The following is an 11,098-nucleotide window of genomic DNA, read 5'->3' as shown; positions in this document are numbered from 1 at the left end:
GTCGCGCGCCCCGGGCGGTGCCCGTGGCCCGGTGGCGCTCAGCGCCAGCGCGCCGCGAAGGCACGGGCCGGGTTGGCGACGAACACCTGCTCGGTGAACTCCCCGCCCAGCCCGGCCTCCAGCGCCGGCCGCAGGCCGGTCAGCAGATACGGCATCCCCGGGCCCCCGCCGCCGACCGCGCGGGCGGCCGCCGTGGTCGTGTCGCCGCCGAGCAGGATCCGGTCGCCGTGCCCGGCCTCCGCGAGCGCGGCCAGGGAGTCGAAGAGCCGCCAGTCGGTGGGGTGATGGGCCCGGGAGGGGCCGTCGAAGGCGAGGTACGCGCCCGACCGCGCCGCCGCCAGCTGCGCCCGTACGTCGGCGGACCGGCCCAGGTGCCCGAGGATCACCCGGTCCGGCGGCACCTCGCCCGCGCCGCAGAGTACGTCCAGCACCGCCGCGGCGCCCGTGCCCAGTTCGAGGTGGACGGCCACGGGCGCGCCGGTGGCGTGATGGGCCTCGGCGGCCGCGGCCATCACCCACCGGGCGTGGGCGTCGAGACCGTGGAACCCCCCGGCGACCTTGATCAGACCCGCTCGGACCGGGGCGGTGGTGAGGTCCCCGACGAAGAGCTCCGCGAGCCGGCCCCGTACCCGGCCGAGCGACTCCGGGGTGTAGTGCGCCGCTTGGTGCAGCCCGGTGGCCGCGACGAGGTGTATGCCCGTGGCCCGGGCCAGGGCGGCGAGCTCCGCGCGCCGGCGCCCCATTCCGCGCGGAGTCCACTGCGCCACCGCGCGGCCGCCCGCCTCCCGGAAGGCGCGCAGCTCGGAGGCGGCGGCGACCGGGTCGGCCAGCTCCTGGCCGGGCAGCAGCGGGGTGCGGAGGAAGAGGTGGTCGTGGGCGTCGCAGACGCCCAGCTCGCCGGGCGGGAGATCGCCGAGCACCGTACGGACCAGCGGCCCGGCCGGGGGCGCTTCCTGTGGGTTCATGCCGTTCCCTCTCGTTCGTCCCCCGGGAAGGGGCACCAGGTGTAACGCTTCACCCGTTACAGCCTCACTGTAACGGGTGAAGCGTTACGCTGGTCGCCATGACGGACGACGACGCGCAGCAGGCATTCCGCTTCGACTGCGGAGCCACCTGGCTCAACCTCCTCGCCACCCGTGGCCAGGCGTTCGGGGCCCGGCCCGTGGAGCGCGCCGCCACCCCCGAACGGCTGGGGGAGTGGCTGGAGCGCAGCGAACTCCCCCCCGTCCGCCCGCCCGACGGGACCGATCTCCGGCGGGCCCACGAACTGCGGGAGACCCTGCGCCCGCTCGCCCTGGCCACCGTCGCCCAGGAGCCGCCGCCCGCCGCCGCCCTCGCCACGCTCGCCCGCTTCCTCGACGGCGCCCCCGACCCCGTCCGCCTCGTGCCCGGCGACCGCCTCCGCCGCGAACCCCCGGCCACCACGGACGCCGCCCTGGCCCGCATCGCCCGCCAGGCCGTCGACCACCTCACGGGCCCGGACCGGCACACCCTGGCCGTCTGCCCGGAGCACGACTGCCGGGGCGTGTTCGCGAACCCCACGGGGCGGCGACGGTGGTGCCCGTCGCCGGCCTGCGCGAGCCGGGGGCGGGTCCGGGCGCTGCGGGAGAGGCGGCGGGCGGGTGACGCGGAGTGCCCCGCCGACGGATCCGGCGCGGCCCGGTGAAGCTCACACGGGCTTGTCGGCGCGGCCGCCGTCCACCTCGGCGAGGTAAGCGCCCAGAGGCCGGAGACCGGCCCACAGCTGATCGAAGTACGCGGCGAAGTAGGACATGAACGTGGGATCCTCGACGCTGAAGCCGTTCAGCCTCTGACGTGACCCCCCGGAGAACGCCAGGAACACCACGCTGTCGTCGATCAGCGCCATGTTCAGCCCGTCGGCTGCCGCGGTCCACCGCAACACGTTGGCCTCGTAGTTGAGGATGTGCTTGCTGTCCTGGTGATGCTGACGGGCCCAGGAGAGCATGTCACGGTCGGGAAGGCCGTCGCGTTCGGGGATGCCGATGATGCGCCGTACGCTCCGTTCGTCGTCGCTGTCCTCGCCGGCCCAGTCCAGGATGGTCCTGAAGTATTCGGCGGATGCCCGCGTCGTGTACTGCGTGGGCGGGTATCGGCGCGTGTACGTGACCCGGATCTCCGAGCGGGCTCGGCGGGCGTGTGCGGCGGCCGCTTCGTAGAACTCCCGGTTGTCCCGGTACCAATACGCGGCCAGCAGGGCATCCCCCTCGGCCTCCGGCCCGGCGGCGAGCGGCAGTGGCGTGACCGGGGAGCGGAGGCCCTTGGAGCCCTCCTCGATCTGCCTGTCCGCCCGCAGCCACCGGTCCCGCCACCTCGACGGATCCTCGCCGCATGCCTCCACGAAGGCCGCGGTGTGCTCCCAGTGCGGGAACCGCCGGCCGTTGAGGATCGCCGAGACGGTGCTGCGCCCGCAGCCCATTCTCCGGGCGAGTGCCTCCTCGGTCGGCTTCTTGAAGGTCCGCCGCCGGAGTTCGCGTAACTCGGCGGCGAAGGTGAGTTGATGCTCCGGCGGCTCTGACGTATTCCGCTGGTCAGGCATGGTCTCCACCCCCGTGGACGACGCGGAACGACACTGATGGTCCGTCATTGTCCGTCAGTGCTACAGAACTTCGCCAGTGCTCGTGGAGTGTCCCTCCTTCGTCCGGGGTGTTCTACGTGTGTCTTCCAGCCGTTGTCCCCGTGAAGTTCCGGCCGCAGACTCTGGGCAGCGGCCGTCGCCGGCCGCACTGCCGGTCGAGGGAAAGGAGCCCCTCCCATGTGACCTGCCGAACCGCTGCACCACAGACCCGCGCCGTGCGGCATCACGGCAAAAGCCGAGGCCGCCCCCTGATGCTTCTGGGCGGAAGCAGGGAGCGGCCTTCTGCTCGAACACAAGGAGACCTCGTGCTCGTCAACCTCAGGATAGACCTGCCGTGTAGGAGCGTGGCCTTCGTGGCCACGCTGGTGCTGGGCATCGTGCTGGTGATGTCCCGCTCGGCCCAGGAGGCCGCTTTCCAGGAGGGAACGTGGCTGCTGCCGGCGGCAGCCTCCCTCCTGACCGCCGCACGGCCCCGTGAAAGGGGCCGGCGATGACATCTCGCGAACTCGTGGCGACATGCCCGCGGTGCGGGGAGAACGCCTCGCGCTTGAGCTACACCGAGCTCGTCCACAGCTGCAACGACGACCTGAAGGTCGCCGAGTGGACGGAGTGCGGAGGGTGCCACCGCTGGCTCGCCTTCCGCGTCGGGCGCGACGAGGAGGCGCGTCCCGGGTAGCCGGTGCGATCCGCGACCACATCCACAGCACCATGGCCTGGTGGCTCGTCGTAGGGGCGGGGGTGGGGGCGGGCGGGCGGGGCCGGGGAAGAAGCCCCGCGCGCCCGGCCCTGCCCCGCCGCCTCAGCCGTTCACCACCGGCACAGGCGCCACCGGCATGACCAACGTCGTGAAACTCCCCTGATCCGCGGACCGGACGATCACCGGCGTCGCCACCGTCGCCACCTCCAGCAGCACATCCGGCCCCACACTCGTCTCCAGCGCCGGCACCAGCACGGCCGGATCGAAGGACAGCCGCGGCGGCGGCGTGTCCTGGCAGATCACCGGCAGCGTCCGCGAGCCGCCGGAGCCGTCCCCGTCGGGCAAGGACAGCGTGACCTCGTCCCGCCCCCAGTCCAACGTCACGGCGGCCACGTCACCGAAGCTCTCGACCGCCTCGCGCAACACCGTACGGCCCACGACCACCCGGTGCGCGGGCGGCGCCATCGCGTCCAGCACCCCGCGATACATGGGGAAGTGGCCCTCCGTCGTCCGCAGTTCCCGTACCTCCCCGGTCCCGGAACGGGCGCGGGCCCCCTCCGGGCCGGACTCCAGTGTCACCTCGACCGCCCGCGCCGCCCACTGCCCGAGCGCGACCAGCTCGGCGGCCGGCACCAGCACGCTGCCCGGCTTCCCCGCCGTCTCCAGCGGCCGCAGCACCCGCACCGACAGGCGGAAGCGGTCGGTGGCCACCAGCCGCACCTCGCCCGCGTCGACCTCGACGAGGACGCAGGCCAGCTCCGGGTACTCCGGGTCGGTGGCGGCCGCCGACACCACCTGTCGTACGGCGCCGGCCAGCTCGGCACCCCCGAGCCGCGCTCGCCAGCCGCCCCCGGCCGCCGTCCCGTCCCACCGGCGCAGCACCGCCGTGATCGCGGCGCGCGCGGCCTCCGACTGCTCCCGCACCGTGCCGAGGTGCTGTTCCAGCAGCTCCCGGCCCGCCTCTTCGGGCCCGTCGAGCACCATGGAGATCCCGGCCAGCGACAGCCCCGTCCCTCGGAGCCGTCGCAGCAGCCGCGCGCGGTCCTCCTGGGCCGGGCTGTAGAAGCGGTAGCCGGTGGCGGCGTCGACCCGCGCGGGGCGCAGGATCCGGCAGTCGTCGTAGAAGCGGAGGGCGGAGGGTGCGAGGCCGACGCGGCGGGCGAAGGCGCTGATGCCGAGCAGTTCGGTGGTGTCGTTCATGTCCGCGATTCTGGACGTTCAGCCGGCTTGAAGGTCAAACGGCGGACCCGGCCGCCGCCCGGGTCCGCCGTATCGACGCTCAGACTCCCGCGCGCACCCCGCCCGCCGTGCGCAGGAGCTCCGCGAGCCGCGTGGCGGACGTTCCGAGCCCTCCCGGTGCCCCCACCGGCAGGGCGGGCGAGGAGTGTCGCAGCAGGTCCTCCTCGCGGTAGCGGCGGCACCCGTCGTGCCAGTTGAGGATTCCGGACATCCAGTTCTTGAGGTCCTCCGCGTACCCGTTCAGGGTCTTCCGCGCGGCGTCGTCGACCCCGAAGTCCTCGTAGAAGGCCGGCAACTGCACGCCCACGATGTGCTGGAATTCCCGCATCCGGGAATTCAGCAGGTCGGCGACGATCCCGAGGGCCTCGGTGACCCCGCAGTCGAAGAAGTTCCGCACCACTACGACCGAGTTGTGGAACTCGCCCTCGAACTCGACCTCTTTCTGGTACGAGAAGACGTCGTTCATCAGGCAGGCGTAGTCCATGGCCGCGTTCTCCATGGCCACGACCGGTCGCGCCGCGTAGATCTCGGGTGGCACGGTGTTCCCGTGACCGATCCGCGAGAGGCTCTTGGTGAGGTCCGAACCGAAGGTCTGGCGCCGCATCTCGATGTAGTCGACCGGGTCGGGGACGCGGTTCTGTTTATGGTTGGAGAGCTCCCACAGCCAGCTCTCCAGCATGGCCTCGACCCCGGCGCGGAACGCGCGGCGCTCGGTCACGTCCATGCCCGCGGCCGTACGGGGCCAGAGGTCGGCGAGGCCGCGTTCCAAGGGGCCGAGCGCCGGGGGCGTGGGGGAGAGGTCCAGCGGCATCAGGGCCAGCAGCCGCCGGTGACTCGCCCACGCGGTGTCCATGCCGGGCATGCGCCCGAAGAGCGCCGGATAGTAGTCGTCCGCGTACGTTCCCCAGGTGAGCCAGTCCGTCGTCAGCTCCAGCTGTTCGGGGGCCGCGTCCGGGTGGATACCGGCGGAGCACAGCGGCAGGTCGTAGTCCTTCAGCTCGCTCTCGTCCCAGAGACCGGAGCCGGGGACGCCCGGGACGGCGTCGAGGATGCCCGTGCGACGGCTCCATTCGAGGTTGTGGCGGCGGTTCGCCTCCAGGTGCGGGCTCAGCCGCAGCGGGTAGGGCATCACGAAGTCCGGGTGCGGCAGCGGGCCGACGCGCTGGAAGGGCACATGGGAATAGCGCCGCAGCCGGCCGGGGACCGAGTCCACCAGCGAGTCCACCAGGCGCGCCGCCGAGGTGCCGAGACCCGACGGCCCGCTCAGAACGTTCTCCGCCGCCGAAGCGGCGCCCGGGGCGTTCGCGGCGTCCGTCGCCGAGGCGCCGTTCATATAACGGCTGGAGCGCATGTGCCATTCGTGCCCACCGGACTGCCAGTCCTGGAGGCCCTTCACATAAGCGAGGACGTCGGCGGTGGCCGCGAGCCCCAGGCCGTGCTCCCGCAACAGCGGCCCCACCTCGGTGAGCGCCGTGTGCTCGAACTGCTGGAGCCGGGAGGTCAGCAACTCGTTGACGGAGTCGGCCGCCTGCTGGGTGTCGCAGTCGAGGAACTTCTCCAGCACCAGGACGGCGTTGGCGAGCTCACCCTCGCTCTCGGTCTCGCGCTGGTACGAGAAGAGGTCGTTCCGCAGGTGCACCGCGTCCGAGAACGTGTCCTTCAGGACCCGCATCGGCCGCGTCGCCGCGATCGCCGCGGGCACCTCGGCGCCCACCGCGTGCTCGACGAGATTCGCCGACCAGGGGGCGCCGCCCACCTTGCGGCGCATCTCGATGTACTCGACGGGGTTGGAGATCCGGCCCTCGTTGATGTTGGCGAGCTCCCACAGCGACTCCTCCAGGAGGTGCCGGGTGCTCTCCTTGAACCGCCGCCGCCAGCCCTCCGACATCACCGGGACCGTACGGGCCCACAGATCCGCCAGGCCCGCCTCCACCTGATTGGTGGCCTCCGGGAACCCGTCCTCCGGGCGGACCGGCATGAAGTCCGGCAACCGGTCGAGATACGCCTTGGCGCCGACGGTGTCGCCGGTGCGCTTGAAGACGTCCAGGAAATGGTCGTCGAAGAAGAACACCCAGACGTACCAGTCGGTCACCAGGGCGAGCTCCGCGGCGGAGGCTTCGGGGTGGGTGTAGGCGCACAGCAGCGCGTAGTCATGGGAGTCGAAATCCGTCTCGTCCCAGATGCCCGATCCCTCGACCATCTGCATCTCGCGGGCCCACGCCTTCGAATGCGCGCGGGCACTCTCCAGATGGGGGTTCAGGCGCGCCGGGTACGGCATGTAGAAGCGGGGGAGCTCGAAGGGCTGCGACATGGATGACCACGCTAGGACGCGCGGGCGGCGCGCATAGATCGTGAAGTCGTACTTCCGCTCGATGTGGTGAAAGCACCGGCCGCCCGGCTTAAGGATCTTGCGGGCCGTCTGCCAGGCACGGCGCCGTCGAAGCCCCGGTTCCGAGGGGTGACCAGGGAATCACCTTGAGTACCGAGACCCGGCGGCCGGGGCTAGGGTCGTGCGCATGGGTGATGAAGAGCTGCGCAAGGACGTACTCGACGAACTCGGCGAGGACCGCATCCAGGAGCTCGCGGGCGAGCTCGGCACCGACAGCGACGGTGCCAAAAAGGTCGTGGAGGCCACCGTCGACGCCCTGCCCGAGGAGCTCACCGGCGCGGCGGCCACCCCGGCTGGAGCCGTGGGCTTCGGTGGCCTGGGAGCCGGTCTCGGCGGCGGGCTGCTGTCCGGTGTGCTCGGCAAGGTCACGGGCCCGGTGGCCAAGGCGGTGGCGAAGAAGACGGGCCTGCCGGAGGCGTCGGTGGCCAAGGCGCTGGAGCTGCTGCTGCCGGTGGTGATGACGGCGATCGCGAAGCGGAGGCGGCGGTAGGCGGACGGGCTGAATATCAGCCCGTCCGGCGTTTGAGGCCACTGCGCGGAGCGCGGAAAGGGGGGCTGGGGGCGAAGCCCCCGGTTCCGGGAAGGGGCGGGTAGGGGAAAGCCCCGCAGGGAACGGACCCCCCGCAGGGAACGGACGGCCGCCCCCGGTTCCCCCGGTCCCGGCAGCCCACCCCCACCACTCGCTTAACATCGTCGTGTACGCCGCCCTCAGGGCCGCCCCGCGCGCGCCCACCCACCCGGCCACGACATTGGACCATCGCAGTGCCCCGACCCGCCCGCCCGGCCGACCCGCCGCACCCGCCGCCACCCCGCCCGGGCACTGGCCGTGGCCGCGCTGCTTGTGGCGACGGGGGCCGCGGCGACCGCGTGCACGAGCGTCGGGGAGCCGGTCAGCGCCGGTACGACCGCCCCCGTGGCCGCCCCCTCCCGGCTGTGGCCCGACCGGCCCCCCGCCCCCACGCCCACAGGCGAACAGCACGAGGACGACAGCGCCACCAACGTCCCCGGCTTCCCCGCCGTCCCCTCCGGTGACATCCACAAGGTGAACCCGTACAGCGTGATCAAGGCCGAGGTCGCCGCGCACCGGAAGGACGTCACAGGCGCCGACGGCCTCGACGAGGGAACCGCCGCCAAGCTCACCACCTGCGACGGCCGGGCACCGGACTGCCCCCTGCGCCCACCCGTCTACCGGGACCTCACCGGCGACGGCCACGATGAACTGATCATGGGCATCGAGATGGCCGACCACCTCGTCGGACTGCGCTGCTACACCGTGACCGGCGGCCGCCTCACCCGCGTCATGGCCACCGTCGTCCAGCCCACGTCCATCGAGATCGCCGGCCGCGACCTGATCGTCTGGGAGCCCGCGGGCACCCCGCACTACGCCGTCCGCTCGGTGTACGCGTGGGACGCGCACCGCCGCTACATGGAGTTCAAGAGCGACGAGATCCGCCGCGTCGGCCCGGCCCCGTCGCCCCGCACCACGGAGCGCCACCGATGACCGCCCGCCCCCGCCGCGTCTCCCGATTCGGCTCGCTGTACGGGAAGTTCACCCTCTTCCTCGCGGTGATGTGCTGCGTCGTCGCCGCCGTGCTCGGCATCCTGGTGCACGTCATCGTCACCCGGCAGACCGTGCACCAGGCGCGCACCGAGGCCCTCTCCCGCCTCGACGCCGCGGCCCGCGCCTACGCCGCGGGCGAGCCGAACCGCCACCAGTCCGCCCTGAACCCGCCGGAGCTTCCCGAGAAGCTGCGGACGATGGCGCTCGGCGGCAAGCGCGGCACGGCGCTCGGCGACGACCACGGCATCGCCACCATGTGGGCGGCGGGCCCGGCCGACGGCGGGGTGCTCGCGGCCCGGCTCGACTACCGGCACAGCGCCGGCACCATCGAGGGCCTCGACCGCGCCATCGTCGGCTCCTCCGCCCTGGCGATCGGCGGCACGCTGCTCGTCGGCGTCTTCGCCGTCTCCCGCGTCACCCGGCGCCTGCACCGCACCGCCGACGTGGCCCGCCGTATCACCGCGGGCGACCTCGACGCCCGCGTCGCCGACCCGCGCACCACCGACCCGGCGAAGGCGCAGGACGAGGTGGCCGCGGTCGCCGAGGCCCTCGACGCGATGGCGGGCACCCTCCAGGCCAGGCTGCAGAGCGAACAGCGCTTCACCGCCGACGTGGCCCACGAACTCCGCACCCCGCTCGCCGGCCTCCAGGCGTCCGCCGACCTCCTGCCGCCCGGCCGCCCCACGGAGCTGGTCCGGGACCGCGTACAGGCCCTGCGCCGGCTCACCGAGGACCTCCTGGAGATCTCCCGCCTGGACTCCCTCACCGAGCGACCGGACCTCGACGCGCACCGGCTGGGGCAGCTGGCCGAGCGTGCCGTACGCGCCTCCGGGCTGGAGGCGGAGGTACGGATCGTCCGCGACGCGTGCGTGGTCACCGACCGGCGCCGCCTGGAACGGGTCCTGAGCAACCTCCTGGCCAACGCCCACCGCCACGGCCGCCCACCCGTCATCCTCACCGTGGACGGCCCGACCATCACGGTCCGCGACCACGGCCCCGGCTACCCCTGCTACCTCCTGGAACACGGCCCCCAACGCTTCCGCACAGAACCCACCTCGGGAGGGGGCAAGGGCCATGGCCTGGGCCTGACGATCGCGATCGGCCAGGCGAGGACGATCGACGCGGAACTCACGTTCGCGAACGCGACTGATGGGGGCGCGGTCACGACGCTGGTGCTGCCGGAAGACACTGACGAGGCGATGGAGGCGGCGGAGGGCTAGAAGGGGTCGGGCCTGTCCCCGTGTGTACGCCGCGTGTGCGCCGATCAGGTTCTCATTTCATTCCCGCTCCCTACACTCGATCGGAGGGGCTCGTGTGGGGGGAGCGGGTATGGCCATGGACCTCGCGATCGGGCTCGCCGCCCTCGCCGCCCGTACGGTCGTCGTCCAGCTGATCCAGGGCCAGTCCATGAGCGACGCCGCCTGGGCCGGTGTGGCCGGTCAAGTGGTGGACGTCATCGCCGGGAGCGCGGCACGCCAGGATTCCGGCCTCCAGCGGATTCAGGAGCGCATGGCCGCCGGGCGCCGGTACGTCCGGGATTTCCCCGACAGTTGGCGGAGCGGGAAGGACCGGGAGCACCTCACCCGGGACGCCCGCCGGGAGTTCGTCCATGCCTACGGCATCGCCGAGCAGATGGGGTCGCCGGTGCGGCAGGCCCTGGCCGACGTGGCGATCGCGGGGTGCTGGCTGTGGGTGCCCTCGTTGCGGGACGTACGGAAGACGGTGGGAGCGGCCCGGCAGGTGCTGGAGGACGAAATTCTGTACGGTTCGTCGCTGCCCACCACGTCGTACAGGGACGTGATCCGGCTCTGCAAAGCCTATGGCGAAGAGCCGGCCATCACTGCGGATCCCCTCATTCCCCGGTGGACCCGGCCTCCGGCCCCCGGCGCGCGACTCGCCGTCCGCGCGAAGTACGGCCACTGGGTCTCGTGCGCGAGAGTCGACGTCCGTGCCGAGTCGCTCCCGGCCGGCGGCGCGGTGTCGGGGACAAGGACTGCGAGCGGTCTGATGATCCCGGACTCGCGCGCGTCGGCGACGCTCGGAAAGAGAATCCGGGTCCACATCCGAAACCGGCGACCCGACTGGCTCACGGTCTTCGCGAGCCACCTTGCCGTCTACGCGGAGCTCCCCGACGCGGCCAACACCCTCCCCGAGGGAGACCGGGTCAGACCCTACGAAAGCACCACCCTCGACCTGTACCGGCAACCCTTCGCCGCCGTCGGCGGCGCCGAGACGCTGTCAGTACCCAGCGCGCCGAGGTTCGGATTCGTACTGCCCTCGATAAGGCCGACCAGGCCGGCCGCGCCCCGGACGACGGCTCGCCAATCCCCCTCCGACTGGCTCCGAGAACTATTCGGCAGGTGAGCCCTCCACCGACAACTCGGCGCTCATCAACCTGCATCAGTGCGTCTATGCCAACAGCGGCGACTACGTACGAGGGGTGGGACACCCCGCATGCGCGGGGACCACACGACTGCGGCGACCGCCGAGGGACCACCCCCGCATGCGCGGGGACCAGAGGAGATGACCTGCGACTCTATCTGGCAGGACGCGGCTTTTTACTCACTACACCAGATTCCGTCATCGCGGTCATTTTGGCAGCTTCCAGAGGGTGCG

Annotated in this window: 11 protein-coding genes; 7 read left to right on the top strand and 4 right to left on the bottom strand. The window is 72.3% G+C overall.

Annotation, left to right across the window (positions count from 1 at the left end):
- Nucleotides 1-38: 38 nt before the first annotated feature.
- Nucleotides 39-965, bottom strand: a complete 927-nt coding sequence (locus AF335_RS20340) for a phosphotriesterase family protein (protein ID WP_102919856.1) — start codon at nt 963-965, stop codon at nt 39-41.
- 98 nt (nt 966-1,063) lie between these two features.
- Between AF335_RS20340 and AF335_RS20335 the strand changes: the two genes are divergently transcribed.
- Complete coding sequence (locus tag AF335_RS20335; protein WP_102919855.1) at nt 1,064-1,666, top strand: CGNR zinc finger domain-containing protein; 603 nt, start codon at nt 1,064-1,066, stop codon at nt 1,664-1,666.
- A gap of 3 nt (nt 1,667-1,669) precedes the next feature.
- Here AF335_RS20335 and AF335_RS20330 read toward each other — a convergent pair whose 3' ends face one another.
- The gene (locus AF335_RS20330) at nt 1,670-2,557 is read right to left on the bottom strand and encodes a helix-turn-helix domain-containing protein (RefSeq protein WP_170127760.1); all 888 of its coding nucleotides are present in this window, start codon (nt 2,555-2,557) and stop codon (nt 1,670-1,672) included.
- A gap of 344 nt (nt 2,558-2,901) precedes the next feature.
- Here AF335_RS20330 and AF335_RS20325 point away from each other — a divergent pair, with 344 nt between their 5' ends.
- Entirely contained in the window at nt 2,902-3,090 is a 189-nt protein-coding gene (locus AF335_RS20325) for a hypothetical protein (protein WP_102919853.1), read from the top strand.
- On the top strand, nt 3,087-3,272 hold the full coding sequence (locus AF335_RS34150) for a hypothetical protein (protein WP_146045581.1): 186 nt from the start codon (nt 3,087-3,089) through the stop codon (nt 3,270-3,272). The genes AF335_RS20325 and AF335_RS34150 overlap by 4 nt, the downstream gene beginning before the upstream one ends.
- A 123-nt stretch (nt 3,273-3,395) precedes the next feature.
- Here the strand turns inward: AF335_RS34150 and AF335_RS20320 are convergent, their stop codons facing one another.
- Both AF335_RS20320 and AF335_RS20315 read right to left on the bottom strand, forming a co-directional pair.
- A complete protein-coding gene (locus AF335_RS20320) occupies nt 3,396-4,493 on the bottom strand; it encodes a DNA polymerase III subunit beta family protein (protein WP_102919852.1) in 1,098 nt (365 codons plus the stop codon).
- A gap of 79 nt (nt 4,494-4,572) precedes the next feature.
- Nucleotides 4,573-6,843 (bottom strand): terpene synthase family protein, encoded by a 2,271-nt coding sequence (locus tag AF335_RS20315; RefSeq protein WP_102919851.1) that lies wholly within the window; start codon nt 6,841-6,843, stop codon nt 4,573-4,575.
- Between the two features lie 205 nt (nt 6,844-7,048).
- Here AF335_RS20315 and AF335_RS20310 point away from each other — a divergent pair, with 205 nt between their 5' ends.
- The 4 genes from AF335_RS20310 to AF335_RS20295 all read left to right on the top strand — a co-directional run bounded on the left by AF335_RS20310 (nt 7,049) and on the right by AF335_RS20295 (nt 10,846).
- Nucleotides 7,049-7,411, top strand: a complete 363-nt coding sequence (locus AF335_RS20310; RefSeq protein ID WP_102919850.1) for a DUF937 domain-containing protein — start codon at nt 7,049-7,051, stop codon at nt 7,409-7,411.
- A gap of 423 nt (nt 7,412-7,834) precedes the next feature.
- On the top strand, nt 7,835-8,422 hold the full coding sequence (locus AF335_RS20305) for a hypothetical protein (RefSeq protein WP_146045580.1): 588 nt from the start codon (nt 7,835-7,837) through the stop codon (nt 8,420-8,422).
- Nucleotides 8,419-9,702, top strand: coding sequence for a sensor histidine kinase (locus AF335_RS20300; RefSeq protein WP_102919848.1), 1,284 nt, complete (start codon nt 8,419-8,421; stop codon nt 9,700-9,702). The genes AF335_RS20305 and AF335_RS20300 overlap by 4 nt, the downstream gene beginning before the upstream one ends.
- A gap of 109 nt (nt 9,703-9,811) precedes the next feature.
- Nucleotides 9,812-10,846, top strand: a complete 1,035-nt coding sequence (locus AF335_RS20295; RefSeq protein ID WP_102919847.1) for a hypothetical protein — start codon at nt 9,812-9,814, stop codon at nt 10,844-10,846.
- The last annotated feature ends 252 nt before the right edge of the window (nt 10,847-11,098 follow it).

This window comes from Streptomyces eurocidicus (assembly GCF_002891295.1).
Lineage (GTDB): Bacteria > Actinomycetota > Actinomycetes > Streptomycetales > Streptomycetaceae > Streptomyces > Streptomyces eurocidicus.
The sequence above is the reverse complement of the archived record's forward strand: the minus strand, read 5'-3'. Positions and strand labels throughout refer to the sequence as shown.